Origin of the sequence: Anaerolentibacter hominis (assembly GCF_032380675.1) — a bacterium.
In the GTDB taxonomy this organism is placed as follows: domain Bacteria; phylum Bacillota; class Clostridia; order Lachnospirales; family Lachnospiraceae; genus Anaerolentibacter; species Anaerolentibacter hominis.
In genome coordinates this window covers 38,773-65,484 of the sequence record NZ_JAWDIX010000004.1, presented here as the reverse complement: position 1 = coordinate 65,484, position 26,712 = coordinate 38,773, and the positions used below count along the sequence as shown (strand labels likewise).

Below are 26,712 nucleotides of genomic sequence, written 5' to 3'. Positions count from 1 at the left end.
CCTTTCCGGCAGGAAGAATACCGCCGGCCTCTTCATATCAATCCGCCCAGATTATCCGCTCTGGTATATAAAACGTAATTATCAAACACACAGGATAAAACCGCATTCAGCGCCCGGGGCGGCCTGGGATTAATCATATACATCTGAAGCCTGCTGTCCAGGCTGTTTAACACATCGTCAATCTCCTTGCGGTCCACATGCCAGTATGAAAGTCCCGAAAGAATAAACTTGTCCCCCTCCTGCAAAGAAGAAGCCTTCGCCTTCACTTCCTGCCGCAGCTGATCCGCCCATCGGTAGGTAAGGCGGCTGGAATCGCCGGAAGGAGGAATCAGGGCGCTCACCAGGAAATTGTCATCCATCCCTTCATAGATAACATTAAAATCATGGATATCCGCCTCATACATAACCGAGTCCTTCCTTATCCCATAGGAAATCCGGTCATTTTTCTTATTGTGGGCAAAGCTGATGGAGCCGTGTGGTTTAATCAGCTTGATTTTATTACCCTGTTCCGCCACCGGCAGCACGTCAAAGGGGATATTGTGAGCCATTAAAAGCCGCTCCAGGAACACATCATAATTATAGGTAACGATGATAATCTCACTGTACTCCGGATTTGCATAAGCATTCTTGATCAGCTTGTACCAGCCCCAGTCCAGTATTTCCCTCTTCTGCATATCCTCTTCCCGCACCATACCGTCGTATAAGATAAACAGGTGTTTTAAATAAGCCGCCAGCTCATAATAGGCGTTCAGATAAATATTGTCCTTTCTCTTTGATCCCACAGAGTCCATATTCTTCGGCATCATATTGATACAGGAAATAATATCCTCGATCAGCTGGGAAGCGTCGCTTATGTCCATGTAGGATCTGGCTCCCAGATTCCAGAGATTGTGGCAGTATTTATAAGAGAGAAAGCCCTGTTCATTCTGTCCGTCCGGCCATACGACGGAATCTCCGTTTTTAAACAAATTACTGGTGTCGATCCGGTCTGACAGCCCCAGCCGCCCAATCAGATCAATGGTGATTCCATTTCCGATCATTATCATTAGTTTCTTCATCTCATACCCCTGCATATCGCAGATTTCTCTGCGATACTGCCTCTAAACAGACTTCACGTTTCATCCTACTTGTAGTATACGGAACTTTTTTCGTTCCTTCAAGGATTTTATGGCAGTCCGCTTTCTTCCGTCTCAGACCGGTTTGTACCCCTCACATCATAATCTTAACCAGCACCAGACTGGCAACGATCCCGGTTAATGTAGCCACCAGAGCTCCCGCCAGTGTATAGCGGCTCTTCTTTACGCCCGCAGTCATAAAGTAGATGGACATAGTATAAAAAATCGTCTCCGTACTGCTCAGCAGAACAGACCCCAGATTCCCCTCAAAGGAATCCGGGCCGAACTGTTTAAACAGGTCCAGCAGCAGGCCGCTGGCCGCGGAAGAAGAAAACATTTTTACAACAATAAGAGGAAGCACTGCCGCCGGAAATCCGACCTGATCCATCAGCGGTTCCACGGCTCTGCACAGGAAGTCCATAGCGCCGGAGGCTCTTAAAATGCCAACCGCCACCATCAGTCCCACCAGTGTCGGCAGGATACCGGCTACCACCTTCATCCCGTCCTTGGCTCCCCGCACGAAGGTATCATAGACATCCACCTTATTTAACAGCCCATAGGCCACAATATAAAAAATAACAATCGGAATCATATAGTCCGACAAATAAACCAGAAAATTCACGTTTGCACCCCTCCGCTCGGATTCACTTAATCTCTGGATACCTTTCTGGCAATGACAGCAAACAGGATGCCCGCCAGGGTAGATATACAGGTAGCCACAATCGCGGCTCCTAATATTGCCGTTGGTTTTACCGAACCGTACTGGCTCCGGTAGGCAATAATATTAATAGGAATCAGCTGGAGCGAAGAAATATTCATAATCAGAAAGGTACACATATCGCAGCTGGCCCGCTCCGAATCCCGGTTTAATTTCTTAAGTTCCTTCATCGCTTTCAGTCCAAGGGGCGTGGCTGCCCATCCAAGGCCCAAAAAGTTGGCGACAAAGTTTGAGGCTATGTATTCTCTTGCCACATGATCCCTGGGAATATCCGGAAACAACAGCGTAATAAGCGGACTTAAGACCTTCACCAGGGCCTTAATCAACCCGCCTTCCCTCGCCACCTCCATCAGACCGGACCAAAGCGTCATAACTCCCAGCATAGTGACACAGAGGCTGACCGCCTCCTTGGCGCTGGTCAGCGCCTGAGTTCCGATCACCTCTCCATTTCCCTGCAATACTCCCAGGACAACTCCTATCAGGATCATTCCCGCCCAGATATAATTCAGCATAAAAAAATCAACTCCCTAATCCACTATATTAGAGAGTTGATATGATTATTCGCTCACAGCCCCACACAGCATGAAAATGGCGGCTGCGTCCGGCTTTTCCATTTATTCTTCTAACAGCGCCTGATAGATTTCCCTCTTGGGAACCCCCCGGTCCGCCGCCACCTTCTTCATCGCACTCTTTTTGTCCATCCCCTGGGACAGATAAATCTCCATATGCTCCTGCACCGTCTGACCGCGGAAGCTTTCCCTGATTTCTTCCTCCATCTGGGCTCTGGAACGACCTTCAATGACCAGCACGCACTCCCCCTTCGGTTCATTGGCTTCATAATATAACACCGCCTCAGAAAAAGTGGTGCGAAAAGCTGTCTCATATTTCTTGGTCAATTCCCTGCAAACCGTCAAATTACGTTCTCCCAGAACTGCATACAGTTCCTCAAGTGTCTTTCTAAGCCTGTGAGGCGCTTCATAGATTATAATCGTCCTGGTTTCCTGCTTTAATTCTTCCAGAATACCGGCCCGCTCTTTCTTCTCAGACGGCAGAAAGGCTTCAAAGGCAAACCGTCTCGTAGACAAACCAGATAAAGTCAGCGCTGTGATACATGCCGCCGGTCCCGGAAGAGAAGTAACTTCAATCCCCGCCTCGTAGGCCATCTTCACCAGCTCCTCCCCGGGATCGGATATGCCCGGCGTACCGGCGTCGGTGACCAGCGCAATATTTTTTCCTTCCAGAAGCCGTCCTACCAGAACCTTCGCTTTCTCATATTTATTAAATTCATGATAGCTGGTCATGGGCGTCTTTATCTCGAAGTGATTTAGCAGCTTAATACTGTGTCTGGTATCTTCCGCCGCAATCAGATCCACCTCTTTCAGGGTCCTTAAAACCCGGAGGGTAATATCCTCCAGATTCCCGATGGGCGTCGCACACAAATAAAGTTTTCCGGCCATACTTATCTCCATTCCGAAGCATTTTTTGCATCAGTACCCGTAAATATCATAGATTTCCCGGGTATATTTCCCCGGCTCCTTATATACGATCAGGGGCGCTTCCACCTTCACCATGGACCCACCGCCCTTAACCGCCTCGATCAACACCATATTCGGCTCCCTGTCTATGTAGGGATGAACGAACTTCATCCGCTTCGGTTCCAGATGATATCTCGTCAGCGTCTGCATAATCTCATTCAGCCGGAAAGGCCGGTGAACCATATACAGCCTTCCCCGCTCCTTCAGCACCCTGCTGCCCTCCCTCACCACATCCTCCAGATTACACAGGAGTTCGTGCCGGGCAATCGCCATGGGAAGCTCAGGATTGACCAGGCCGTGATGGTTGTTCATATAAGGCGGGTTTACCGTAACGACATCAAAGGAAGCTCCCCCGTAAAGGCGGGAAGCTTCCTTAATATCTCCTGTGGTAATTGTAATCTTTTCTTCCAGTCCGTTCAAACGGACACTTCTGCGGGCCATATCCGCACTTTCTTCCTGAATCTCAAGGCCATGAAAACAGGCGCCTTCCGTCTTTGCCTCAAGCAGAATCGGAATAATCCCGGTTCCCGTCCCCAGGTCCAGAGCCCTCTCGCCAGACTTAACTCTGGCAAATCCAGACAGCAGCACAGCATCCATTCCAAAGCAGAACTTCGCGGGATGCTGTATGATACGGTATCCGTTTCTCTGCAGTTCATCCAGCCTCTCCCCCTCTTTAACCAGGGAATCAGCAGCCGGATCATTTCCGTCCGTTCTCATATCAATAGAGGGTTCCTTCCTTTTTCTCAAGCAGTTCCAAATTCTTTAATTCATCATCCAGGACGACCTTCTCTTTCTTGCGGCGGGGCCTGAATTTCAGTTCCTCCACCCGGTATTCCCGGACATCCTTCTCGTCATTTTCCAGTTCTACAACTACTTTGACCATCTGTTTCAGAACATTGACGCTCTGTACCTCGCCCTTTAAGTTCTCCGAGGTGGTTACCCGGTCTCCCACATTCGGAAGCTTGCCGTTAAGCTCTTCATAAGCCGCTTCCTCATGTTTCAGACAGCACATCAATCTGCCGCACACACCGGATATTTTAGATGGGTTTAATGACAGATTCTGCTCTTTTGCCATCTTGATCGACACCGGGACAAACTCGGACAGGTGTGTATGGCAGCACAGCGGACGGCCGCAGATTCCCAGGCCTCCCACAATCTTCGTCTCGTCTCTGACCCCAATCTGGCGCAGTTCTATTCTGGTTTTAAAGACAGAGGCCAGATCCTTAACCAGCTCTCTGAAATCAATTCTTCCATCTGCGGTAAAATAAAACAGCACTTTATTATTATCAAAGGTATATTCTACATCGATCAGCTTCATCTCCAGGCCGTGCTTGGCAATTTTCTCCAGGCAGATATGAAAGGCCTCCCGCTCCTTGATGCGGTTTTCATGATCTCTCTTCACATCTTCCATTGTAGCCATACGCAGCACCGGTTTCAGCGGATGCACGATATCTTCTTCCTTCAGTTCCCTGACGCCGATCACCACATGGCCGAACTCAATGCCTCTGGCCGTCTCGACAATCACTTCATCTCCCTGCTTGATATCAAATTCCAGCGGGTCGAAGTAGTAGATCTTTCCGGCCTTGCGGAACCGGACTCCTATTACTTTAACCATTTCCATTCTCCTTTAAGGTAAGCAGCAGCATCTCAATGGTGATATCAAAATTAACATTGGCCCTGAGCCTGGCTTTCGCCTTCTCCATGGCCTGAATACATTTTTCTATTCCCTCATAGCTGATTTTGCTGGCGTGTTTCGTAATATGCCGTATCTCTTCTTTATAAAGCAGCAGATTGGCATCCCTGGTAACCTTGAACATGCAGACGTCCCGGTACCACAATATCATAAAATCTATACAGTCGTCGATCTCCCTCTTGCGCTCCGACAGACGGTGCATCCCGTTGATCAGATCCTGCATACTCATCTCATACAGATTTTTCAGCAGAACTAAGACCTCCTCCTTCATCTCCATAAAATGTTCGGAGGCGGCAAATCGGATCGCTTTACCCACATTGCCCTGAGAAAAAGCTGCAGCCAGTTCGGCCGCATAGTCCGGAACCCCTTTTTTCTCCATCAAATATGCTTTGATCAACGGTGCCGCAACTGGTTTGGTCTGCAGCAGGACACATCTGGACTGGATCGTGGGCAGAAGCCTGTTCACATTATCGGTGAGCAGCAGAATAACAGCGTAGTCCGGCGGCTCCTCAATGGTCTTTAAAAGGGCATTCTGGGCCTGCTCCGTCATCTTATGTGCTTCATCCACAATATAGATCTTGAAGGGGCTGCTGTAAGGTTTAATGTCGACTGTATTGTTGATCTGGCTGCGGATATCATCCACACCGATACCTGTTTTCTCATAGGTGACATAAATCACATCCGGATGGTTTCCGCTCTCTAACTGCATACAGGACTGACAGCTGCCGCAGGGGCGTTCTCCCTCCCCCTGGCACTGAAGCTGTTTAGCAAATGCCTTCGCCAGCAGCATCTTGCCGGAACCGTCTTCCCCATTGATAATATAGGCATGGGAGACAAGGTTCTCCGTTATGGCTTTCTGAAAATGTTCAATTATACTATCTTGTCCAATAATCTGACTGAAATCCGCCATATCTGTTCCCCTGCCTTTCCTCTGTGTTTTTTCTCTGTACCGGAAAGGGCCGGATGCAGGCAGCAAAAGCACCGTCAGTTCCGTCCTTCTCCAGTGTTTCCAATCATTTCTAACGATCGGATTCATTGAAAGTATAACACAATTTCATCTTTCTGTATATCGCAAGTTTTTCCCTGTTCTTCCTTTGTATTCCTCACTAAGGTTCTATATTTTCCATCCCATTCCTTATCTGCCCAAGACAGTCTGAAAGCTCCAGATTGACATATCGTTTATCAATGCCAAGACGTCTCAGATTCTGCTCAGAAAAATCTTTTTCATCTGCCAGAAACCGCCGGCACATCTCCGCGTATTTAGGCTCCGCCTGCTTTTGTTCCCTCCTAAGCGCCCGCTCCAGGCGTATTCCGTCCGGCACTTCAATGTAGATGGGAACCACTCTGTCCGGCCCGAAGAAGCGCGCCAGCTTCTCATATCCTTCCAGGGTCCCGATCAGCAGGCAGTCCTGCTCCCCTTCAATCTGTCCGTCGTCCGCGGTAAAATAATGCCAGGGCCCGTGTACCGTCTGATAAGTTCTGCACTCAATAATTTTTCCGTCCTCTTCCATTTGTTTCATCGTCTCTTCGGACACAAAATGATATTCCCGGCCCTCCGCCTCCCCTGCCCGCACCGGCCTGGTCGTATAAGGCACAATCCGTTTCAGGTTCTGCTCCGGGTTATCCAGCAGCATCTGATAAATGGTATCCTTTCCTGTAGCACTCTTTCCCATCACAACATATAACTTTGCCATGAAACTCCCTTCTTCTCTCTGCCGATTACGGACAGCTTCCGTTAACTGTGTCCATCTACTTTTATTCTGCCCGTTTTGCCAAGTCCATGGAGTGTAAGCCCAGCAGTGCGGGCACCGGCGGCAAAATCCAGAAACTCTCCGGTAATTCTCTCACCCGGTACTAACAGAGGAATTCCCGGAGGATACAAAGAGATATACTCACCCGCAATCCGGCCGCGGCTCTCGTTTAGCGGAAGTTCCATACATTCCGATTCCAGAACCTCCCATGCCTCTGCCGCCTTAACTGCTTCAGGCAGCGTTCTCCCCGCGGCGGCGGGTATCTGCGCCGGCCTCAGTTCCCGGTCTATCCTGCAAAGCGCTTCCGCCAGACGCTGGAATCCCTCGTCCCGGTCACCAATACCGGTCATCGCCAGAACATAATCCGGCCCTTCCATCTCGGTCTCTATATGAAATTCCCGCCTCAGCCGGTCCGCGAGCTGCGGACCGCTCACCGTCCCGCCGGCCAATATGACCAGTTTGGAGGGGTCTTTACGGTAACCCTCTGGCTGCTTCATCAGCGACAAATGCCGCAGCTGCTCCATTTGACCGGTAAATCTGTCAATATTGCGCGCCAGCTTTTCAAAGAGCGGCTGTCCCTGCTCCCGCAGCACATTGACACAGCGTCCGATCCCTGCCATCAGCACATAGGATGGACTGGTTGTCTGATACATATTAATATATCGCTTCATCCGCTCTTCTGAAATAAAAGGTCCCTGAATATGCAAAAGCGCTGTCTGGGTAAAAGCCGGCAGCGTTTTGTGTATACTGTGAACCGTTATATCCGCTCCCTCTGACACTGCGGAGGGCGGGAAATACCTGTGAAAGCCAAAATGCGCACCGTGGGCCCCGTCCACCAAAAGGGGAACATGATAACTGTGGGCTGCCCTTCCGATTTCTTTTACGTCGGAGAGCACCCCCTCATAGGTGGGTGAAACCAGGATCACCAGCCGGATCTGCGGGTCTTCCTTTAGCTTCCTCTCCACCTGCTCCGGCCGCACCCCCACGGCAATACCGGTATCCGGATCTGTATCCGGATACAGATATACCGGATGCAGCTGGTTGATTACCACCGCGTTATAAACCGATTTGTGGCAGTTCCGGCTCATCAGCACCTTATCTCCCGGACGGGTAAGGGCGCCAATACCGGCCAGAAGCCCGGACGTACTGCCGTTCACCAGGCAAAAGGTCCTTGCACCGCCGTAGAGGGCTCCCGCCTCCTCTTCCAGTTCCTTTAAAATCCCCTCCGGATGAGAAAGATTATCAAAGCCATCTATTTCTGTAATATCAATCCGGCAGGGATCGCACATCCCCATTAATACTTCGTTTCGTTTATGACCCGGCATATGCATGGGATAATAATCCCCCTCACCATATGCACTCAGGCGCTCATAAAGACTGTCCATTTTCCACCTGCCTCTTAACGATTCACTTCCCTGCGCGCATAGACATATGCCCGCCCTTTCATGCCAATCTGCTCCACCGCTCCCACGTAATTTAGCAGATGCAGTGCTTTTCCCGCAATCCGATCCGTGGTTTTCGCCGCCGCTTTATAATCCTTTACCGTAAATTCTTTCCCCAGTTCCGGCATCATATAGCGCTGATAATCCGCAGGGCCTTTTAAGATAATCTCCTGGATCAGCTCCCTGGGAATCCGGTCATAGCGGGAAGATCCCCGCTTTTTGTCCCGGCTCCAGCCGTTGAGCAGGCGGAATTCCTCCATATCCAGAAGCACAATCTTAAGGGTCAGGTTCTCCTCTGTCAGAAAAGGCTTGATCTTATACAGTTCATAAAACGCGTCCCAGGGTCTCCCCTGTTTGCCGGACTTTCTGGGTTTTGACATCGTCCCGTCATCGTCAATCCAGTATATCCATTTTCTCGAGGGAATAGGATAAATGACGGTAACCGGATAGCTGGGAAGAAATACTTCCAGCTTCTTTCTGAGGCGGTCAAAGGAGCGGGTCTGAATTTCCAGGATCTCCCCGTTTCCAGTAACCACATCCGCATAAAAGCCGTCCACCTTCTGTTCGTGACGGCTCTCATCCGGCTCATAATACTGTTTCAGCACCGCGTGGACGGTCTTCTCCCCCAGCGTGCCGATTCCATTCTTTTGTCTTTCCTGAAATACAATCCTGTCACAGGCTTCCCGAAATTCCACGCCTTGTTCCTTCCTCTCTAGGAAGCAGGCTCTGCTGCCGCGCTTTTATTTTTCTGCTCACAGATAATGCCCACCGCACTGGCAATGATAATCAGTGTGCCGATCAGATGGGAAATTCCCGGCATCTGTCCAAACAAAATCATACTATAAACCAGGGTAAACAGCGGGATCAGCAGCAGGAATACCTTCACAATCCAAACCGGGAACCGGTCCAGACAGATATAATATACCATGTAAATTAAAAACTGCATCACACCGCCTATCGCAATGCACACTCCGATATTGGAACTGGTAAATAGTGTTTTCACTTCCCCCTGTACCCCTATAATCAATGAGGAAGCCAGGAAGAGAAGCATGGTTATAAAGTTATTATAATACGCAATTATATTATTGGAAACCTTATGTTCACTGTGCTGTACACTCTTGATCGTAAAAGCGTTCATCGTTACAAAGAAGGCGCTTAATATAAAGAAAATACTGCCGGCATCAAATTTCAGATGGAGAGGATTAATTCCCAGTATCATAGCAACACCGGCCAGCATAGTAATTGTGAACAGCCAGTCCTTCTTGGTGAATTTTTCTTTAAAAATAATGACGGAAGTAATATTTGCCATCAACACATCTGTTTTCAGCAGAATAGTTCCTGTGTTGGCATCGGATACCTGAAATCCCATAAAAGATGTGGCATCTAACAGATAGCCCAGAATACCGATCAGGATCAATTTCCACCAAACACCTTTTATAGAAAACAACTTTTTTATTTCACCGGTTTTGACAATCGCCACCGTCAGCAGCAGAAACGTCAGGAAACGGATCGTCATGCCTACCACAAAGGGGTGAACCGCTTTATTTGCGATATTCAAAACTGTAAAATGGGTCGACCAGATCAGCGCCAGTAAGACCAGAAGTCCATATTTTTTCATTTGAAATTCCATGCTTTTCACAGCCAGGCCGTGAGACTGCCCGGGCAGATTTTAACGCCCTCTTCTAAAACAGGGGACTCCATTCGGGCATGCATGGCCTCCATCTCATAATTTTATCCCTGTTTTTTATGTATTCTGCATCAATACTTTGAAAATATTTCAACCTATTATTTCATTTTTCATTCTTCCCTCTTCCCCTTTTTGTTTCGCTCTATCTCTCATTTTAGGCCGTTTTTAAGCCTAATTGCGAATTCATACTGTTTTTTATTGTAGCTTCTTTCCTGCGAAAAGTAAACACTGATTTTTCATTTTTGTCTATATTTTTGGAAGAAACGATTGCGCCGTGCTGCGCTCTATGCTATCATTGATATTAGCAAAATTTTTGCGGACATATTTATAGAAGCAACCTTGCCATCGGCGGATCAGCAAAAGGATGGTAGACAAACGAAAGGAAGGTATCTCAAATGGATAGCGCAAAAAAAATGATGTTGGAAGAAAAGGCCAAACAAATCCGTTATTTGACCGTAGACTGTATCGCAACATTAGGTCAGGGTCATATCGGCGGCTCTCTTTCTATCGCAGATCTGCTTTCTGTTCTGTATTTTGATGTAATGAAAGTAGACCCGGAAAATCCGAAGATGGAGGGGAGAGACCGGTTGGTTTGTTCCAAAGGACATGCCGGTCCTGCTGTGTATGCGGCTCTGGCGGCGAAGGGATTTTTCCCGCTGGAAATGTTACATACATTAAATAAGCCTTACACCAATCTTCCCAGTCATTGTGATATGAACCGTACACCTGGTATCGACATGACAACCGGTTCCCTGGGACAGGGCGTGTCCTGCGCCATCGGTATGGCAAAAGCAGCCAAGCTTTTAAAAGAAGATTCCTATGTATATGCTATCATCGGTGACGGTGAAAGCGATGAGGGTCAGGTCTGGGAGGCCGCTATGGCCGCTTCTCAGTTTAAACTGGATAACCTGATAATTTTCCTGGATCATAACAACGCTCAGATTGACGGAACAACCGAGGAAGTTATGAGCCTTGGCGATCCCGCGGCAAGATGGGGTGCCTTTGGTTTCAATACCTATACCGTTGACGGGCATGATGTGGAAGCAATTGACGGCGCAATCGCCGAAGCAAAGGCCAAAAAGGGTGCTCCTTCCATTATCATTATGAACACCGTAAAGGGTAAAGGTGTTTCTTTCGTGGAGGGCACTGGAGTCACCTGCCATTATATGACCTTCACACCGGAAATGAAGGAACAGGCGCTGAAAGAGTTATCTTAACAATAGAAGAAGGCTGAAAGAAAGAAAAGAGAAAGGGAAGAGATGCGGACTGCCCTTCTTTCAGCCTGTTTTTATAGAAGCCAGCTTTGTTAGGCTTACGTGGGCAGATTCTGCAGTAATTGGTTCTGCAGAATGCATGGGTATAAAATCATGGCAAATAAAGAAATGCGTGTCGTTTTATGTGAGAAAATGATTGACCTGATGGGTAAAAACGATAAAGTTGTGATGGTGGAATCAGATCTTTCCCGTTCCAACGGTACATTCGATGTGAGAAAGCATTATCCGGACCGGGTCGTTGACTGCGGTATCGCCGAGGCGAATATGGCCTGTGTGGCGGCCGGCATGGCTTCCTATGGATTCATTCCCTTTACGACCACCTTCACCGCTTTTTCATCCAGAAGAATCTGTGACCAGATTACTCTGTCTATTGCTTATGCAGGCAATAATGTTAAAATCATCGGTACCGATGCCGGTCTTACGGCTGAGTTAAACGGCGGTACCCACATGAGTGTGGAGGATATCGCAGTGTTACGCGGTATTCCTAACCTGGTGATCCTGGATGTCGTGGACCCGGTTCAGCTGGAGCAGGCGATTGACGCCGTTGCCGTATATGAAGGTCCGGTTTACATCCGTATGAGCCGTAAACTTGTGGAGGATGTATTCGATCCGGCCATCTATCATTTTGATCTGTTTAAGGCAGATACCATCAAAGAAGGAAAAGATGTCTCCATCTTCGCCTCCAGCATTATGGTTGCTCAGGCTCAGAAGGCAGTTGAACTTCTGAAAGCAGAGGGTATTGATGCTGAATTAATTAATATCCATACCATTAAACCTCTGGATACCCAGACGGTCATTGCATCCGCTAAGAAAACCGGCGCAGTAGTCACCTGTGAGAACTCCAGTGTAGTCGGCGGCATGGGTTCCGCAGTAGCGGAAGCGCTTGCCAAGGAAGCTCCCACTCCCGTTGAGATGGTTGGTATTCAGGACCGCTTCGGCCAGGTTGGATTCCTGCCGTTCCTTCTGGAAGAATACAAAATGACGCCGGAGGATATCGTGGCAGCAGCCAAAAAGGCTATTTCCAGAAAATAATTAGCTTTTATTTTATAAAGGCCGCAGGCAGGGTTTGCGGCCTTTATAAATCCAATAAATATTTAGCCCCTGCTGCATCGCTGTTGGCAGAAAATACTGGAATCTTTTCATACTTTTGTCCATGAAATAGCTTCAATCGCTTTTATTTTTATGGAAATCCACAGTTTTTCAGAATAGGTGATGACTTTTCAAAAAAATGTGATACAATCAACAGCGAAAGAGGCAAGTTAAATTTTTAACAGTGTATAGACACAGCAAACAATGCCGGTTGGCTTCCTTAATATATAAATTCAGACGGTGTTGTCTGCTGTGTATATAGTTTTGCGGGGATTTCATCCTGCGGCAGCATAAAGAAACTATTGAACAAGCAAGGAGCACGGTATAGGGATAACACATCTCTTCCTTAATACCCGAATTTGTGGGGAAGCGTCACAAATTCAATTACTCCGCACCGCCTGGTGCGGATCTCCTGTTGTAACGCTTCGGAATGGAGGATATTATGTGGAAATATTTTCACCCGACAACTGTAATCTTTGAAGACGGCGCAATGGACCGTATCGGTAAAATTTTAGAGGAAAACAACTTAAAGAACGGTGTATTAGTCAGCGACCCTTTCTTTGCACAGAATGGGCTTGCCGACAAGATTATGAAAAATTCAGACGGACGCCTGATCAGCATTTACTCTGATGTAGAGCCAAACCCCACTGTTGTAAATGTAGATAACTGCGCGAACGTTTTAAAAGAGCAGAAAGCAGAATTTGTGCTGGCTCTGGGCGGCGGCAGCGCAATGGACTGCGCCAAGGCAGCTGCTACAACCTGTAAAACAGATGACTCTATTGTAAAATATCATGGAACCGGCGTTGCTCTTCCGGCTGAACATCTGCCTCTGATCGCTGTTCCTACAACCGCAGGAACCGGCAGTGAAGTAACCGGTGTTTCGGTACTGACCGATCATGATCTGAACAAGAAGGCCCCGGTTGTCAGCAACAATTTCTATCCTACTTATGCCATCATTGATCCTCAGATGACCCTGTCCGTACCGCCCAGGATCACTGCTTCCACCGGTCTGGATGTACTCTGCCATGCTGTTGAAGCATACTGGAGCGTAAATCATCAGCCGATCTGTGATGCTATGGCAGAGCACGCAACCCGCCTTGTGTTTAAATATCTGCGCCGTGTGGTGAAGGATGGCTCTGACGTTCATGCCAGAACCAAAATGTGCCAGGCTTCTGTTATCGCGGGCCTTGCGTTCAACCTTCCGAAAACCACTTCCAGCCACGCCTGCTCTTATCCTCTGACCAGCATGTTCCACATTGCACATGGCGAAGCCTGCGCGCTTACCCTGGACTATTTTGCCAGAGTAAACAAAGTAGATCCCCGTGTACAGAATTTTGCCAAGACAGTGGGCTTTGACAGTGTAGACGCTATGGCAGATGAGATTGCTCAGCTGAAGAAAGATGTGGGCGTACTTACCGATCTGAAAGAATTTAATATAGATGAGAAACAGCTGGATGAACTGGTTGCGGCAAGCCATCATCCGAATATGCTGAATAATCCTATTGAGATTACGGATGAAATCCTGTATGATATGTATAGAAAAATGATCTAAGCAGGAATCAGAAAGAATAATAGGAATTAAAATCCGGCAGAGGGCATTGGCTCTCTGCCGTTCTTATATAACCGCATGGCCCGGAAGGTGCCGGCGTTAACATTAGAGGGGGACGCATCATGCCAACAGCCAGCACCAAGAAAATAAGCCTTCTGGCCTCCGCCGGCCTGCTTTTAACCAGTATCATCTGGGGATTTGCCTTTGTTATCGTAAAAAATTCCCTGGATCTGATCCCTCCTATTTATATGCTTGCCTTTCGTTTTACCATAGGCGCTCTGGGCCTGGTTCTGATCTTTCACAGGAAGTTAAAGGCAATCAACATTCCTCTGCTGCGTTCCGGCGCGATTCTGGGTTTCTTTTTGTTTATAAGCTATGCTGTGCAAACGATAGGCTGTAAATATACAACCGCGGGGAAAAATGCGTTTATCACCACCATCTATGTGGTTCTTGTGCCTTTTCTGCATTGGTTTATCAACCGCAAAAAGCCCGACCTGTTCTGTCTGCTGGCAGCAGCTTCATCCTTTGCCGGGATCGCTCTTCTGTCTCTGGATGGCAGCGGGGGCGGGATAAATATCGGAGATATCCTAACGCTGCTCTGCGGGGTAGGCTATGCCATACATTTTGTCTTTCTTGACCGGTACGCCAAGCTCCAGGACCCGGTATGCTTAACTCTGCTTCAAATCGCCTTTGCGGCCATATTTTCCTGGATCTGCGCGCCAATTATGGACGGCGGCTTCCCGGCCAACGCGTTCCAGCCGGGTATAATAGCGGGTATGCTGTATCTGGGGCTTATGAGCACGATGACGGCATTTCTACTGCAGACGGTATGCCAAAAATACACTTCCGCCACTACGGCATCCCTGATACTCTCCACAGAGTGTGTCTTCGGAGTATTCTTTTCCATATTGCTGCTCGGCGAGCATATGAGCGGACGGATGGCGGCAGGCTGTGTCCTCATACTGCTGGCCATTGTGATCACGGAGACGAAACCAGATCTTAAGCGGGCGGGCAGGAAAAAGACGAAGCAGGATACCGCCGCATAAATAGAAAAAACGCACAAAGGAGCCTGCGCGGCAATCCGCACAGGCTCCTTATAATTTCTCAATTACTTTATACATTGGCTTAAATAACACCAATGTCAAGATAAAATTGCTGACACAGTGCATGACATCAAATGGAATCCCGCTTACCCAATAGGCCGCTGCCATTCCGGCTCCCCCTATAAAAAAATAAGGTATGGCGCTGAGCGCCCCGAAGGCCATTCCAAACGCTCCCGCCAGAACCGCCCACAGGACCGCCGATGTATTCTTCCTGCACAGCCAGGTTATCCCCGCAAGCAGGGGCCAGATGTACAGATAAACAACCCACCAAGTCCCTCCGAAGCCGTAGAGCAGTCCCTCCACCGCAACAAAGGTATAAATAACAAAAAGCACCTTTCCCTTTAAAACCAAGGTAAAGAGAATAACAAACAGAGTCACCAGCTCAATGTTGGGCAGAAATGCCAGCGCTTCTTTCCCGGCAATCATGACTCCTGTCATAAGCCCGATCTGCGCAATATCTTTTGCTTTCAAAACCCTCTCCTCTGCCTATGAATCATATCCTTCTTTCAGAGTCAGCTCATAGTGCTCCCCATCTGCAATCATCGTATCGTCCGCACCGGTCATCAGCATCTCTCCGTCCTTCGTGATGCACCACCACTGCTCTTTTGATTCATCCGCAGCAACCCCTCCGACAGAGGTAATATAGAAGCCCGGCTGTCCGTCCTCTCCTTCGATCAGGTCCCGCTCTTCCAGCGCTTCCCGGAGAGAAGGGGCATTTGTCTCGAGCCAGTACGTATCCTTAAGCACATCCGAGTATACGATTTCCACCGTGATTTTCTTATCAAAATCCGTCCCCTTCGGTTTCAAGTTCAGGTACAGAATGAGACATGCTGCAACAACAACCGTCAGTGCAGCTACCGCAATCAGGATTTTCTTCGTATTATTCTTTTTTGTTTCCATATTTACCTCATTTCTTATGTAATGAAAAGGAGGTGCCGCAATAAAAGAATTACAGCCCCCTCCATTTCCTCCTATATATTACTGTTTACCGCTTTTATTTTTTCTGTTGCCCATTCTATCATAATTTTCACTCGCTGGCAAGGAGACACGGAACAGTCTTTGACGCAGCTGTTTCCAGTTAAGAGGCAGCAGCGGGAAAATATAGCTCTTACCCGCTATTGTCTTATTCAGCACAATAGCCAGCACCACGAAAATCAGGCCGCCCACGTAGCCCCATATGCCAAACAGTCCGGTCAGAATCAACAGAATCAAGCGCATGAACTTTAATGCATACCCCAGCTCAAAGCTGGTCTGGCTGTAGTTGGCTATGGTGACAAAGGCCATATACAGCATGGATTCCGCGTTAAACCATCCGGAACTGACCGTATAGTCTCCGACTACAATACCGGCTATTACACTGAGAGGCGTGCTGAGCATACTCGGTGTATTTAAGGAAGCCATCCGCAGGCCATCCACCGCAAATTCCAATATTAAGAGCTGCAAAAGCAGCGGAACATAAACTTGTTCTTTGACCGTAATGAAGGATAGCCATTCCGGTATCCACTGTGGATTGTTCATCAGCAGAAGCCAGGTGGGTGTCAGCAGCAGTGTTACAATATTGATCAAGAACCTGGACAGACGAAGATAGGTTCCGGTAACCGGCGGAAAATAGTAATCATCTGCCGATTCAATTACATCAAAAATAGTAGTGGGGAGAATCATCGCTGCCGGAGAATTATCTACCAGGATGACGATGCTGCCCTCCAGCACAGAGGCTGCCGCCGCATCGGGGCGTTCTGAGTAGCGGAATTTGGGAAAGGGGTTAAACCATTTTCTCTCATACAGGCACTCAGCCAGACTTTCCTGATTCATCGTCAGGGCATCAATGGAAAGCTTCTGGATCTTGTTTTTTATCTCATTTAAAAATTCATGATTGACACGGTCCCTCATATAGCAGATCGCGATATCGGTCTTGGAACTGGTCCCTCCGGACATAATTTCCATGGTAAGCTCTGGGCTTCGTATTCTTCTTCGGATCAATGCGGTATTAAATACAAGTGTCTCTACAAAACCGTCCTTGGAGCCACGCATAACTTTATCTTTATCCGGTTCCTCCACACCCCTAGCAGGGTAAGTCCGAAAGTCCACGGCAATCAGCTGGTCATAGTTATCCACCAACATGCAGGGCACCCCGGCCAGGATAAAATGAACCGTCTGCTCTTCCTCATTTACCAGGCTTGTCTCTCCATATGGAATCAGCTTCTCGATCATCTCCTGGGGCGTGGCAGGAATAGAATCCGGTTTTAAGCCCATAAAAAAGTTCATCAGCCTGTTTAGGATTTCATCTCTGCACAATCCATCTACAAAATAAATGCAGGCTTTGACTCCGCCCATTTCAAATTCCCGGTTAATCAGATCAAAATTCTCATCTACATGAAACATTTCATCTAATTTCTTCTTATTTGTTTGGTAGTCCTTCACTAAAAAATCTGACATTACAATCTATACTCCTCTCAGATACAGTCTGCCGTTTTATCCTCGTTAACTGTTGGTAGTATTTCCAAAAATGGTAAAATTACTCCGTTTCCTGTCCGGTCCGTTCCGCTGAGGCACCTTCAGTCTAAAAGGCCGGCGCAAAACAGCGGAGGACTGCCTGGACAAAGCGCATAAGACCGTTTTTTTTACATTCCTCCGCTTTTACCTGACGGCTATCCTGAAATGTTTTTAACATGTCCTCTTTCAGCTTTAAAAGCGATTCTGTATCATACAGGACCGTCCCACATTCAAAATGAAGATAAAGGCTCCTGTAGTCCAGATTGCAGCTGCCCACCGTGCCTATCGCATCATCACAGGCGAAGCATTTAGAATGAAGAAAACCAGGGGTATATTCATAGATTTTGGCTCCCGCCTCCATAAGATCCCGATAATAGGACCGTGAAAGCCAGAAAACAAATTTCTTATCCGGAATACCCGGCATCCCGATTCTTACATCAACCCCTTTTTCAGCCGCCACTTTCAGTGCGTTCAGCAGGCTGTCGGTCGGTACCAGATAGGGTGTGAAGAGATAAATATATTCTCTGGCTCCGTGAATCATATTGATAAAAATATTTTCGCTCAGGTTTTCATTATCCAGCGGAGAATCCGAGTAGGGCTGTACGTATCCATCCGAGACCACGTTTTTGTCCGGCAGACCATCCGGCAGGAAATACGAATAGTCCTCCTCCATAGGACGGACTGCTTTCCACATCTGAAGAAACATAGCTGTAAAACTCCAAGCTGCCTCTCCCCGCACTCTTATGCCTGCATCTTTCCAATATCCGAACCGTTCAATCTCCCCGATGTATTCATCCGCCAGATTAAACCCTCCCGTAAAAACCGTATGACCGTCAATGCACAGTAATTTTCTGTGATCTCTGTGATTGATCGCCAAAGAAAAAATAGGAAGGTAGGGGTTAAAGGCCAGACAGTGAATCCCCAGCCGTTCCAGTTTCTTATAATACCGAAACGGCAGTCTGCCCAGACAGCCAACATCGTCATAAATCATATAAACACGTACCCCTTCCCCGCACTTTGCCTGGAGAGTCTCAAGCAGCCGGTTCCACATCTTTCCTTCCTGTACAATAAAATATTCCAGGAAAATATACTTCCTGGCATATTTCAATTCCTTCAGAATCGCCTCGTAACATTCCGCCGTCCCAGTGTAGTAGACCGTCTCTGAACCTTTATACACCGGATAGCCCGATACCCGGAAAACATATTCTGCCTGTCTTCCATAACCTTTATCCCAGTGCTTTAACTGTTCCGTAATCTCAGAATCCTGTTTCAGAACATCCATAGACGCACAATATTCCTTTTCCAGTTTTTTTCTGAACCGTCTGACCGGCCGTTTTGTCCCGTAAATTAAATAGAGCAGGCCTCCGAACAGTGGAAACAGAAGGATGGGAATCACCCAGGCCAGTTTGTAGCCTGCATTCTCATTCTTCTGTACGATACCGATAACCGCCAGAATACTAATGATTCGAAATGCGGTTCCCGCCACCCAGCTGAAATGGCTGACCGTCAGCAGAGCATAAATCAGCCATCCTAACTGAACAGCAAACAGCAGCCCTGTAATAACCAGCCGGCTGCACAATATTTTTATTATCTTCATTTATCTCACCTGTTTAAGTTAAAAGAGAGTATCTGTATAGTCTTTCTTATCTTAAAAAATTTATTACCTGTTTCTTCTTCAGGATCTGTCAAAATATACCCCACGCAGGCAGGTGTACTTATCGAAAACCCGCTGATTTCAAGGGTTTATGGGGATTTTAGTCGATGACTTTTTCTTGTCTTAGAAGGGAAGAATGGTATAATTTAGTATATGGAAAACATAGAAAATACATAAGGAGGTATCTTTGTGGCAGAGAACCGTTATATCATCTCAGACGCATCCAAGCAGGTTGATGTAGAGCCTCATGTACTCCGTTATTGGGAAGAAGAATTAGAACTTCCTATCGCGCGGAATGAAATGGGACATCGTTATTATACAGAATCTGACATTGAACTATTGAAAAATATTAAGACTTTAAAGGAACAGGGCTTTCAGTTAAAAGCAATCAAAATCCTTCTCCCCGATCTACATCATCTGGAGGAACTGGACATGCAGGCTATCAATAAGCTGAAAGAGGAACTGAACGAGGAAGCGGCTCCAACCGCTGAAGTGGCCTGCAGCGAACCAGCATCCCCTGCACCGGAAACCTGGGACAAGCTTTCCCAGTTCAAGCTCATGATGAATCAGCTGATATCCGGCGCCTTGCAGGAGAATAACCGGGCATTGTCCGAGCAGGTTATTAAAGAAATGGACTATATGTTCCGTGTCAGAGAAGAACAGGAAGAACAGCGCTTTAAACGCCTCGATGAAACCATTCGCGGCAGCCAGAAACGCCGAAAAGAAAAAGCAGTCAAGTCCGCTTCCAAGGAAAAGAAAGGTCTTTTCCGGAAGAAGAAACAGAAAGCTGCTGTTGCTCCCTGATTCAACATCCGCCTTTATCCTTTTTCATCTCATTCGTCTTCCTTGCCCCGAAATGAGCTGCGTCCGAAAGGCCAGCCCGTTCCGGGGCAATTTAAATTTAGCTGTAAATCAGGGTCAGAACAGGGTGTCAAACCAGTGCTTTGCACTGGTTTTATCCTATATATTGATATGTGAACTTGTTTACAATATCAATATATAGGATAAAGCATAGTACCAACGGTACTTTTGACACCCGTAATTATACAATGAAAAAAGAGCCTGAACTAGTTCAGACTCTTTTTACTGTTTCTATTTACTTAAACTTATTCAGCACTGATCGCTCCAGTAGGACAAGCAGCTTCACAAGCACCGCAATCGATACAGGTATCTGCGTCAATTACATATTTGCCATCGCCTTCAGAAATAGCGTTAACAGGACATTCTGCTTCACAAGTTCCGCAGCAAATACATTCGTCAGAAATAACATGTGCCATAATAGATATCCTCCTTTTTTATTAACAGGACAGCAAATATTGGCTGTCCTTATTTGTACCCCCATTCTATAATATTTCTCTTTATAATACAAGTGGAAAAGCTTTCTGTATCAAAAAAAATACGTAAAATTTTTTCCAGTTTTCATTTATTAAATGTTGACATCGGTTCTGAAAAGTGGTATATTATACAAGCACTGTCGTGATGAGTGCTCTTACATTGGGGTTTTTAGTAAGTGTTCGAATTGATTATTTCGTCTTTGATATCCGTTGATTTACTCCCGATGATTGCGCCCAGATAGCTCAGTTGGTAGAGCAGAGGACTGAAAATCCTCGTGTCGCTGGTTCGATTCCGGCTCTGGGCACTTTTTAAGACCTCAGGAAGCGATAGTTTCTAATAGCTTAAAGCAGGCTTTTGCCTGTTGCTTTGAGCATTTGATAATAATGTGTTTTTGATTTGGTTATACTACAGTTCAGGAGCATTTTTATATGGGATATTAGCTCAGTTGGTAGAGCACTTGACTTTTAATCAAGTTGTCCGGGGTTCGAATCCCCGATGTCTCATTAATAAAACAGGGGTTGTGTTCTTTCGAACACAACCCCTGTTTTATTTAGAAGTAACGAGGGATTCGAACCCCGTGGGTTCACAAGACCCGATGTTCCCTTTCTATTTGGCTGCTGTATCCACCAGTTTCCCGACAACAAACATTCTTCCGTTTTCCACTTCATAAGTACAGGTTGAAAGAATCATTATCTGATCATTCCCTGCTGCCTCTACTCCCGTTTCGTATAAAGCAAGTTCATGCACTTTACCGAGAAACTCTTCGTTCTCTTCTTCGCTTCCGCCAGTATACCGATGATAGGGCAGAAAGTTTCTTCCATTTTCATTGGCATCCGTCACACAGACAGCAAATATTTCAAATTTCCTGCTCCCAGACTGGTCTGTATAAGTAAAATAAGGATAGCGTTCTCTGAATTCGGGCTCCCGGTATTTTTTCAATTCGCCAAACATCTGGCCATTCTTCATATGATGTCCATACAACACCGTATTAAACGGATTACCTGACAGTTCGGCGTCAGCATCCGCAAATATTGCGCCATAACTGCTGACATTTTTATTAATGTCATGATTTAGATAAAATTCATTGTTATCAGTCTGTACCACCGGATAGTCCACAGACGTGCCCTCCGCCGTAATCCAGCCTATGATCTCATCATTAATGAGCGCCAGTTTGTCAAAGTCAATGTACCGCGGGCTCCAGTGTTCATCTGTCTGTTCCTCCCTGACGGGCTCATTCTCTTCCTGCAGCATCGGCATCTGTTCTGGTACCCGGACCGTCTCAGATACCAGCTCTTCATATATATTACTGTTTTTTTTGGCTTCTTGATGGTATCGGATTAAACGTGCCGCTGAGAACAGGAATATAACTAGCAATACGGCCATACTCAGATTTATGATCAGGTTCTTTGTTTTTTTGTGTTTCATGTCCGGTATCTTCTCCTTTTCTCTGTCCCTATTATAACGTAGATATCAGATCATTTCTACAGGGGGTTTTACCTCCTCTGGAAAGCAGGGTTATCCGCTTTCTTCCAGCCACTCACAAGCTTGCCTTCTCTTCGTTCCGGCTCGCTTTGCGGCTGCGCTTCTTTTCTTCCAGCCACGCTTAAGCTTGCCTTCTCTTCGTTCTGGCTCGCTTTGCGGCTGTGCTTCTTTTCTCCCAGCCACGCTTAAGCTCACAATCCTTCGGATTGTTTCGCTTTGCGGCTGCGCCGCATACCGCCAGGAACCCCAACCTCCTCTGGAAAGCAAGCTTTCCCGGAGGTTGGGGTTCCTGGCGGTGCATGGCTTGTTTATTAAAAATCTATAAACCCGTTTACTTTCTTTATGTTGTATTTTAAAATAGTGGTTAGAGTGCTTTTTTGCACAAGAAGGAGAACGATTGTTATGGCAAATCAAGTAAAAAAAGAAACAAATTTAGGAGAAGGCTCCGTAGGCAGGCTTCTTTTTAATTTGGCTGTTCCTGCTATTGCGGCACAGTTGATCAATGTACTATACAATATGGTTGACCGTATGTACATTGGACACATTCCGGAGGTGGGCGCCACTGCTCTCACCGGCGTGGGTGTATGTCTTCCGGTTATCATGATTATCTCGGCGTTTGCCGCTTTGATTGGAAGCGGAGGCGCACCCCGTGCAGCTATCATGATGGGCCGCGGTGATAATGATTCGGCAGAAGAGATTATGGGTAACTGTATTTCTACCCTTACGATTCTTGCTCTTATTCTGACTGCTGTCTTTTTATTTTTCGGACGCAGTATTCTGATGATATTCGGAGCCAGCGACGTGACGATTTCCTATGCTCTGGACTACATGAATATCTATGCGATTGGTACGATCGCGGTACAGTACGCGCTGGGTCTGAATCCCTTTATTACTACACAGGGCTTTGCAAAGACCAGTATGCTGACCGTTGCAATCGGTGCAGTGATTAATATTATCCTGGACCCGATCTTAATTTTTGGTTTTAATATGGGTGTAAAAGGCGCAGCTCTGGCTACTATCATTTCACAGGCTGTCTCCGCCGTCTGGGTTGTATGGTTTTTGTGCGGTAAAAAGTCCATTTTGAAAGTCCGCAAAAAACACCTTCATGTCAGGGCTGGTGTTATTTTACCGGTGCTTGCCCTGGGTGTATCTCCATTTATTATGCAGTCCACCGAAAGTCTGCTCGCCGTTTGTTTTAACACGTCTCTGTTAAAATACGGCTCCGATCTGGCCGTGGGTTCTATGACAATTTTAACCAGTGTTATGCAGTTTGCCATGCTTCCGCTGCTGGGTATGACCCAGGGGGCGCAGCCGATCATCAGCTATAATTATGGTGCCGGCAAGGCAGACCGTGTGAAAAAGGCTTTTCATCTGCTGTTTATCAGCTGTCTGGCCTACACTACTCTGCTCTGGGCGCTGGTTATGATCAATCCCGCGATGTTTGCAGCTATTTTCACCAACAATGCACAGCTGATCGAAATGACTTCCTGGACACTTCGGATTTATATGGCCGTTTCCTGTATTCTGGGCGCGCAGATTGCCTGCCAGCAGACCTTTATTGCCCTGGGCAACGCTAAGGCTTCTCTGTTCCTGGCGCTGCTGCGGAAAATTATACTATTGATTCCGCTCATCTATATTATGCCGAGTATTTTTTCGTCAGACAAAGTAAAGGCTGTTTTTCTGGCGGAGCCGATTGCCGATACGATAGCAATTACGGTCACTGTAATTATGTTCTTTGCTACCTTTAATAAAACATTGAAAAAACTGCCGTCCCATCATCCGGAGGGGGAAAATTAACGTGAAGCAGCAGCTTACCAAAGAATTCTTTAAGCAGGCTGTTCTCCGGGGCAATGCCCAGGAGGAAGAGTTTGTATCGGCTATGCGCAGCTTTCAGGAAATGATGATGCTCTATGAGTGTGCCATCAAGGAAGTTCGCACCAAGCTGGAAATCCTGAATATTGAATTTCAGGCCAATCATAAGCGCAACCCTATCGACACCATCAAAAGCCGGGTTAAGAATCCCATGAGCATTTTTGAGAAGATGGTCCGGAAGGGCTATGAACTGTCCCTGGAATCTATTCGGCTGAATTTGCATGACGTGGCCGGAATCCGTGTGATTTGTCCGTTCATCGACGATATTTATTTTGTAGCTAAAATGCTTTCTTCCCAGGATGATTTGAAAATAAAAGAGTGGGAGGATTATATACGCAAGCCCAAGGAAAATGGTTACCGGAGTCTCCACATGATCGTGGAGGTTCCTGTCTATCTGTCGGACCGGAAGCAGCCTGTACAGGTTGAAGTGCAGATCCGTACCATAGCTATGAACTTCTGGGCCAGTCTGGAGCATCAGATTCATTATAAAAAATTTGATGATGATAGATCGGCTTCCCCGATTATTCAGGAGTTAAAGGAATGTGCCGATACGATTTTTGAAACGGACACCCGTATGCAGGAGATTAAAAACCGGCTTGAAATGCTCCAGTCTGCCGCAGAGAATTCTATTTCACGGGACAATGAACAATAAACAGGGGCACACTTCGCGAAACGCCTCATAAAAAATGCGGGAACCTTCCAGTTAAGGTTCCCGCATTTTTTAACAGCTTTTCATTCTGCGGGTGAATACAGTGACAGCGATCAGAACCGTCATGAAAGCATATCCAAGCACCCACCACAAATGCCCGGACACGGCGTTTCCTGCCAAAAGCATGCGCTGGAGTTCAACGGAATGGGAAAACGGCAGAACATCCGCAGCCTTTTTAAACACCCCGCCCACCAGATTTAAATCGAACCAGGCTCCTGACAGCCAAGCTGCCAGATTGGTGAGCAGCGGTCCGCAGATTCCTGACGCCTGTTTATCATTAAAGACCGTACCGCACAGCAGGCCAAGCGCGATAAAGAAGAGCGAAACCGGTATTGACATCAAGACTGCATATACAACATGAACCGTTATTTTTAATCCCAGAAACGCAGCCGCACTATAGCATACTATTGTCTGGGCAAATCCTATTGGCAGCAGAGGAAGCATATAGCCGCAAATATAATCCGCCGCTGTCAGCGGGGTCGTATACAGCCGCTGAATCAGGGCTCCGGATCTGTCCTTGGAGACCAGCATGGCGGCAAACAGCGTCATAAAGGACAAGCCAAATACCGCTATACCGGGAGTCAGCTTTTCAATCTCGAATAGTGTCACAGGTATATTTGCCTGTATCGCAGTTAGAAGAAGCAGAATACCAAGCGGAAATCCAATGCCAAAAGCCATATATAAAGGGTCCCTCAGAATTTCCTTTAGCGTTCGTCCCGCAAATGTCATCATTCTCATATTGCCTCTCCCCTCTCCACCAGCTCGACAAACGCATGCTCAAAGTTATCCGTGCCTGCTTTTTTCTTAATTTCATCCACTGAGCCCACCGCAAGTATTTTACCCGCCTTCATAATGGCAACACGGTCGGACAGTTCTTCCGCCTCCTCCATATAGTGGGTTGTTAAAATGACTGTTATTTTTCCTTTCAGTGAGCGTATAAATCTCCACAATTCCTGGCGGGCCAGAACATCCAGCCCCAGTGTAGGTTCATCCAGAAACAAAATCTCAGGCTCAGAGATCAATGCCATGGCAATACTGAGTCTTCGCTGCCATCCGCCCGAAAGCTTTTTGGCTTTTTTCTCTGAGATGGACATTAAATCAAACTGTTCCAGCATATTACTTGCTTTGCTTTTTCTCATACCTTTATCAAGCCCATGTACTCCGGCCATGAGTTCCAGGTTCTCTTTTACCGTCAGATTGGGCGCAACCGCTGTCTCCTGAGGCGAAACGGCGATGATTGCCTTGACCGCCTGTGTATCGCGGGTGATACTCTTCCCATTTAAAACCGCGTCTCCTTCTGTTGGTCTGGCAAGACAGGATAGCATTTTAATAAGAGTTGTCTTCCCGGCTCCGTTGACGCCCAGCACAGAAAAAAGTTCTCCACCCTGAATTGATAGATTGACATGATCCACCGCCGTCAGGTCTTTGTATTTTTTGGTCAGGTCATTTACCTTGATTTCATTCATTCAGTTTCACTCCCCCTGTTCTGGTATCTCAATCGCATCCCCTCATAGGCATCGCTGAGCATCCTGCTGATCATAGCCCAATCCCAGCTCAGATACGATGTGGCGATTGTGACAGCAATTCCGTGGGCATAAAGCCACATTTCCACATGGAACAGATAGGCATCGTCCTGGCTTAGTCCTGTATTCTCCGCGATCAAAGCAATCAGGTCCGATAGCTTCTCTCTTTCTTCTCTTATCTCCTCACTGGTCCGGTCACGCATAAACAGCAGCTTAAATAGTTCCTTTTCTTCCAGCGCAAAGCGGATATAATAGATTCCGCTTGCTTTATACGGAGGGTACTGCGGATCGCTCATCCCCCGTTTCAGAAATTTCTGATACCGATCATCCGCTGCAGCAATAACTGACTCCCGGAGTTCGTCCATCGTACTGAAATTGCTGAAAACCGGTTGTGTGGAACAGTTCAGTTTTGCCGCCACCGCCCTCGCATTCAATGATTCCGCACCGGCTTCACGCACAATATCTAATGCCGCGGCAATAATCTCCGGTTTTGTGATCTTTGTTTTTGGCGCCATCGTACCTTACCCTCCATACGCTATTATATATCGTTTGTTATATATCATTAGTTATATTAACATATTACCATAATATTGTCAACACACCAGAAGGTAGGTTGTTGCATGAGAAAAGTGCAGGCTGCAGCATCTTTCGCTGCCTCCTGCACCTATTGGTTTATCATGGAAGTAGA

At 47.0% G+C, this 26,712-nt stretch carries 27 protein-coding genes and 2 tRNA genes; 9 read left to right on the top strand and 20 right to left on the bottom strand.

Annotation, left to right across the window (positions count from 1 at the left end; all coding sequences use genetic code 11):
* Nucleotides 1-32: 32 nt before the first annotated feature.
* The 11 genes from ABCW47_RS12675 to ABCW47_RS12625 form a co-directional block, all read right to left on the bottom strand.
* Nucleotides 33-1,058, bottom strand: a complete 1,026-nt coding sequence (locus tag ABCW47_RS12675; protein WP_343210306.1) for an SIR2 family protein — start codon at nt 1,056-1,058, stop codon at nt 33-35.
* Between the two features lie 151 nt (nt 1,059-1,209).
* Entirely contained in the window at nt 1,210-1,737 is a 528-nt protein-coding gene (locus ABCW47_RS12670; protein ID WP_343210305.1) for a spore maturation protein, read from the bottom strand.
* Nucleotides 1,738-1,763: 26 nt separating this feature from the next.
* The gene (locus tag ABCW47_RS12665) at nt 1,764-2,345 is read right to left on the bottom strand and encodes a nucleoside recognition domain-containing protein (RefSeq protein ID WP_343210304.1); all 582 of its coding nucleotides are present in this window, start codon (nt 2,343-2,345) and stop codon (nt 1,764-1,766) included.
* A 102-nt stretch (nt 2,346-2,447) separates the two neighbouring features.
* Nucleotides 2,448-3,290 (bottom strand): 16S rRNA (cytidine(1402)-2'-O)-methyltransferase, encoded by an 843-nt coding sequence (gene rsmI / locus ABCW47_RS12660; protein ID WP_343210303.1) that lies wholly within the window; start codon nt 3,288-3,290, stop codon nt 2,448-2,450.
* 30 nt (nt 3,291-3,320) lie between these two features.
* Nucleotides 3,321-4,085 carry a tRNA1(Val) (adenine(37)-N6)-methyltransferase gene (locus ABCW47_RS12655; protein ID WP_343210302.1) on the bottom strand — a complete coding sequence of 255 codons (765 nt, stop codon included), beginning with the start codon at nt 4,083-4,085 and terminating at the stop codon, nt 3,321-3,323.
* Between the two features lies 1 nt (nt 4,086).
* Entirely contained in the window at nt 4,087-4,983 is an 897-nt protein-coding gene (locus ABCW47_RS12650) for a PSP1 domain-containing protein (RefSeq protein WP_343210301.1), read from the bottom strand.
* Complete coding sequence (gene holB / locus ABCW47_RS12645; RefSeq protein ID WP_343210300.1) at nt 4,976-5,971, bottom strand: DNA polymerase III subunit delta'; 996 nt, start codon at nt 5,969-5,971, stop codon at nt 4,976-4,978. Before holB ends, ABCW47_RS12650 begins: the two co-directional genes overlap by 8 nt.
* 196 nt (nt 5,972-6,167) lie before the next feature.
* Nucleotides 6,168-6,755, bottom strand: a complete 588-nt coding sequence (locus ABCW47_RS12640) for a nucleoside/nucleotide kinase family protein (protein WP_343210299.1) — start codon at nt 6,753-6,755, stop codon at nt 6,168-6,170.
* Nucleotides 6,756-6,796: 41 nt separating this feature from the next.
* Nucleotides 6,797-8,197 (bottom strand): aminotransferase class I/II-fold pyridoxal phosphate-dependent enzyme, encoded by a 1,401-nt coding sequence (locus ABCW47_RS12635; protein WP_343210298.1) that lies wholly within the window; start codon nt 8,195-8,197, stop codon nt 6,797-6,799.
* Between the two features lie 14 nt (nt 8,198-8,211).
* Nucleotides 8,212-8,949, bottom strand: coding sequence for a DUF8091 domain-containing protein (locus ABCW47_RS12630; protein ID WP_343210297.1), 738 nt, complete (start codon nt 8,947-8,949; stop codon nt 8,212-8,214).
* Between the two features lie 17 nt (nt 8,950-8,966).
* The gene (locus ABCW47_RS12625) at nt 8,967-9,872 is read right to left on the bottom strand and encodes a DMT family transporter (RefSeq protein ID WP_343210296.1); all 906 of its coding nucleotides are present in this window, start codon (nt 9,870-9,872) and stop codon (nt 8,967-8,969) included.
* A 464-nt stretch (nt 9,873-10,336) separates the two neighbouring features.
* Here ABCW47_RS12625 and ABCW47_RS12620 point away from each other — a divergent pair, with 464 nt between their 5' ends.
* From ABCW47_RS12620 to ABCW47_RS12605, 4 genes are all read left to right on the top strand, one after another.
* Nucleotides 10,337-11,158: a transketolase gene (locus ABCW47_RS12620; RefSeq protein ID WP_343210295.1), complete on the top strand. Its 822-nt coding sequence runs from the start codon at nt 10,337-10,339 to the stop codon at nt 11,156-11,158.
* A 150-nt stretch (nt 11,159-11,308) separates the two neighbouring features.
* Nucleotides 11,309-12,247, top strand: coding sequence for a transketolase family protein (locus ABCW47_RS12615; RefSeq protein WP_343210294.1), 939 nt, complete (start codon nt 11,309-11,311; stop codon nt 12,245-12,247).
* A 499-nt stretch (nt 12,248-12,746) separates the two neighbouring features.
* Nucleotides 12,747-13,856 carry an iron-containing alcohol dehydrogenase family protein gene (locus ABCW47_RS12610; protein ID WP_343210293.1) on the top strand — a complete coding sequence of 370 codons (1,110 nt, stop codon included), beginning with the start codon at nt 12,747-12,749 and terminating at the stop codon, nt 13,854-13,856.
* Nucleotides 13,857-13,975: 119 nt separating this feature from the next.
* Complete coding sequence (locus ABCW47_RS12605) at nt 13,976-14,899, top strand: DMT family transporter (protein ID WP_343210292.1); 924 nt, start codon at nt 13,976-13,978, stop codon at nt 14,897-14,899.
* A 48-nt stretch (nt 14,900-14,947) separates the two neighbouring features.
* Here the strand turns inward: ABCW47_RS12605 and ABCW47_RS12600 are convergent, their stop codons facing one another.
* The 4 genes from ABCW47_RS12600 to cls all read right to left on the bottom strand — a co-directional run bounded on the left by ABCW47_RS12600 (nt 14,948) and on the right by cls (nt 19,046).
* Nucleotides 14,948-15,427 (bottom strand): hypothetical protein, encoded by a 480-nt coding sequence (locus ABCW47_RS12600; protein WP_343210291.1) that lies wholly within the window; start codon nt 15,425-15,427, stop codon nt 14,948-14,950.
* A gap of 15 nt (nt 15,428-15,442) precedes the next feature.
* Nucleotides 15,443-15,856 carry a DUF4430 domain-containing protein gene (locus tag ABCW47_RS12595; protein ID WP_343210290.1) on the bottom strand — a complete coding sequence of 138 codons (414 nt, stop codon included), beginning with the start codon at nt 15,854-15,856 and terminating at the stop codon, nt 15,443-15,445.
* Between the two features lie 78 nt (nt 15,857-15,934).
* Entirely contained in the window at nt 15,935-17,392 is a 1,458-nt protein-coding gene (locus ABCW47_RS12590; protein WP_343210289.1) for a spore germination protein, read from the bottom strand.
* A gap of 124 nt (nt 17,393-17,516) precedes the next feature.
* Nucleotides 17,517-19,046 carry a cardiolipin synthase gene (gene cls / locus ABCW47_RS12585; RefSeq protein ID WP_343210288.1) on the bottom strand — a complete coding sequence of 510 codons (1,530 nt, stop codon included), beginning with the start codon at nt 19,044-19,046 and terminating at the stop codon, nt 17,517-17,519.
* Nucleotides 19,047-19,292: 246 nt separating this feature from the next.
* Between cls and ABCW47_RS12580 the strand changes: the two genes are divergently transcribed.
* Complete coding sequence (locus ABCW47_RS12580; protein WP_343210287.1) at nt 19,293-19,907, top strand: helix-turn-helix domain-containing protein; 615 nt, start codon at nt 19,293-19,295, stop codon at nt 19,905-19,907.
* 302 nt (nt 19,908-20,209) lie between these two features.
* On the opposite strand, the gene ABCW47_RS12575 is transcribed toward ABCW47_RS12580, so the two are convergent.
* Nucleotides 20,210-20,380 (bottom strand): DUF362 domain-containing protein, encoded by a 171-nt coding sequence (locus ABCW47_RS12575; protein WP_343210286.1) that lies wholly within the window; start codon nt 20,378-20,380, stop codon nt 20,210-20,212.
* Nucleotides 20,381-20,669: 289 nt separating this feature from the next.
* Between ABCW47_RS12575 and ABCW47_RS12570 the strand changes: the two genes are divergently transcribed.
* A tRNA-Phe gene (locus ABCW47_RS12570) sits at nt 20,670-20,742 on the top strand.
* Between the two features lie 126 nt (nt 20,743-20,868).
* Nucleotides 20,869-20,941, top strand: a tRNA-Lys gene (locus ABCW47_RS12565).
* 103 nt (nt 20,942-21,044) lie between these two features.
* Here ABCW47_RS12565 and srtB read toward each other — a convergent pair.
* Nucleotides 21,045-21,863, bottom strand: a complete 819-nt coding sequence (srtB, locus tag ABCW47_RS12560) for a class B sortase (RefSeq protein ID WP_343210285.1) — start codon at nt 21,861-21,863, stop codon at nt 21,045-21,047.
* 459 nt (nt 21,864-22,322) lie between these two features.
* On the opposite strand from srtB, the gene ABCW47_RS12555 reads away from it, so the two are divergent.
* Both ABCW47_RS12555 and ABCW47_RS12550 read left to right on the top strand, forming a co-directional pair.
* Nucleotides 22,323-23,717 (top strand): MATE family efflux transporter, encoded by a 1,395-nt coding sequence (locus ABCW47_RS12555; protein WP_343210284.1) that lies wholly within the window; start codon nt 22,323-22,325, stop codon nt 23,715-23,717.
* Between the two features lies 1 nt (nt 23,718).
* A complete protein-coding gene (locus ABCW47_RS12550) occupies nt 23,719-24,444 on the top strand; it encodes a GTP pyrophosphokinase (RefSeq protein WP_343210283.1) in 726 nt (241 codons plus the stop codon).
* A gap of 69 nt (nt 24,445-24,513) precedes the next feature.
* On the opposite strand, the gene ABCW47_RS12545 is transcribed toward ABCW47_RS12550, so the two are convergent.
* From ABCW47_RS12545 to ABCW47_RS12535, 3 genes are read right to left on the bottom strand one after another with little or no spacing between them, the layout of a single operon-like run.
* Nucleotides 24,514-25,239 carry an ABC transporter permease gene (locus ABCW47_RS12545; protein ID WP_343210282.1) on the bottom strand — a complete coding sequence of 242 codons (726 nt, stop codon included), beginning with the start codon at nt 25,237-25,239 and terminating at the stop codon, nt 24,514-24,516.
* Nucleotides 25,236-25,967: an ABC transporter ATP-binding protein gene (locus tag ABCW47_RS12540; RefSeq protein ID WP_343210281.1), complete on the bottom strand. Its 732-nt coding sequence runs from the start codon at nt 25,965-25,967 to the stop codon at nt 25,236-25,238. Before ABCW47_RS12540 ends, ABCW47_RS12545 begins: the two co-directional genes overlap by 4 nt.
* On the bottom strand, nt 25,964-26,539 hold the full coding sequence (locus ABCW47_RS12535; RefSeq protein ID WP_343210280.1) for a TetR/AcrR family transcriptional regulator: 576 nt from the start codon (nt 26,537-26,539) through the stop codon (nt 25,964-25,966). The genes ABCW47_RS12540 and ABCW47_RS12535 overlap by 4 nt, the downstream gene beginning before the upstream one ends.
* Nucleotides 26,540-26,712: the final 173 nt, after the last annotated feature.

What these genes read in the sequence shown, in the direction of transcription:
- ABCW47_RS12675 (WP_343210306.1), bottom strand. Translation starts at nt 1,058, where the DNA reads ATGAAGAAACTAATGATAATGATCGGAAATGGAATCACCATTGATCTG.
- ABCW47_RS12665 (WP_343210304.1), bottom strand. Translation starts at nt 2,345, where the DNA reads ATGCTGAATTATATCTGGGCGGGAATGATCCTGATAGGAGTTGTCCTG.
- rsmI (WP_343210303.1), bottom strand. Translation starts at nt 3,290, where the DNA reads ATGGCCGGAAAACTTTATTTGTGTGCGACGCCCATCGGGAATCTGGAG.
- ABCW47_RS12655 (WP_343210302.1), bottom strand. Translation starts at nt 4,085, where the DNA reads ATGAGAACGGACGGAAATGATCCGGCTGCTGATTCCCTGGTTAAAGAG.
- ABCW47_RS12650 (WP_343210301.1), bottom strand. Translation starts at nt 4,983, where the DNA reads ATGGTTAAAGTAATAGGAGTCCGGTTCCGCAAGGCCGGAAAGATCTAC.
- holB (WP_343210300.1), bottom strand. Translation starts at nt 5,971, where the DNA reads ATGGCGGATTTCAGTCAGATTATTGGACAAGATAGTATAATTGAACAT.
- ABCW47_RS12640 (WP_343210299.1), bottom strand. Translation starts at nt 6,755, where the DNA reads ATGGCAAAGTTATATGTTGTGATGGGAAAGAGTGCTACAGGAAAGGAT.
- ABCW47_RS12635 (WP_343210298.1), bottom strand. Translation starts at nt 8,197, where the DNA reads ATGGACAGTCTTTATGAGCGCCTGAGTGCATATGGTGAGGGGGATTAT.
- ABCW47_RS12625 (WP_343210296.1), bottom strand. Translation starts at nt 9,872, where the DNA reads ATGAAAAAATATGGACTTCTGGTCTTACTGGCGCTGATCTGGTCGACC.
- ABCW47_RS12620 (WP_343210295.1), top strand. Translation starts at nt 10,337, where the DNA reads ATGGATAGCGCAAAAAAAATGATGTTGGAAGAAAAGGCCAAACAAATC.
- ABCW47_RS12615 (WP_343210294.1), top strand. Translation starts at nt 11,309, where the DNA reads ATGGCAAATAAAGAAATGCGTGTCGTTTTATGTGAGAAAATGATTGAC.
- ABCW47_RS12610 (WP_343210293.1), top strand. Translation starts at nt 12,747, where the DNA reads ATGTGGAAATATTTTCACCCGACAACTGTAATCTTTGAAGACGGCGCA.
- ABCW47_RS12605 (WP_343210292.1), top strand. Translation starts at nt 13,976, where the DNA reads ATGCCAACAGCCAGCACCAAGAAAATAAGCCTTCTGGCCTCCGCCGGC.
- ABCW47_RS12595 (WP_343210290.1), bottom strand. Translation starts at nt 15,856, where the DNA reads ATGGAAACAAAAAAGAATAATACGAAGAAAATCCTGATTGCGGTAGCT.
- ABCW47_RS12590 (WP_343210289.1), bottom strand. Translation starts at nt 17,392, where the DNA reads ATGTCAGATTTTTTAGTGAAGGACTACCAAACAAATAAGAAGAAATTA.
- cls (WP_343210288.1), bottom strand. Translation starts at nt 19,046, where the DNA reads ATGAAGATAATAAAAATATTGTGCAGCCGGCTGGTTATTACAGGGCTG.
- ABCW47_RS12575 (WP_343210286.1), bottom strand. Translation starts at nt 20,380, where the DNA reads ATGGCACATGTTATTTCTGACGAATGTATTTGCTGCGGAACTTGTGAA.
- srtB (WP_343210285.1), bottom strand. Translation starts at nt 21,863, where the DNA reads ATGAAACACAAAAAAACAAAGAACCTGATCATAAATCTGAGTATGGCC.
- ABCW47_RS12555 (WP_343210284.1), top strand. Translation starts at nt 22,323, where the DNA reads ATGGCAAATCAAGTAAAAAAAGAAACAAATTTAGGAGAAGGCTCCGTA.
- ABCW47_RS12545 (WP_343210282.1), bottom strand. Translation starts at nt 25,239, where the DNA reads ATGAGAATGATGACATTTGCGGGACGAACGCTAAAGGAAATTCTGAGG.
- ABCW47_RS12540 (WP_343210281.1), bottom strand. Translation starts at nt 25,967, where the DNA reads ATGAATGAAATCAAGGTAAATGACCTGACCAAAAAATACAAAGACCTG.
- ABCW47_RS12535 (WP_343210280.1), bottom strand. Translation starts at nt 26,539, where the DNA reads ATGGCGCCAAAAACAAAGATCACAAAACCGGAGATTATTGCCGCGGCA.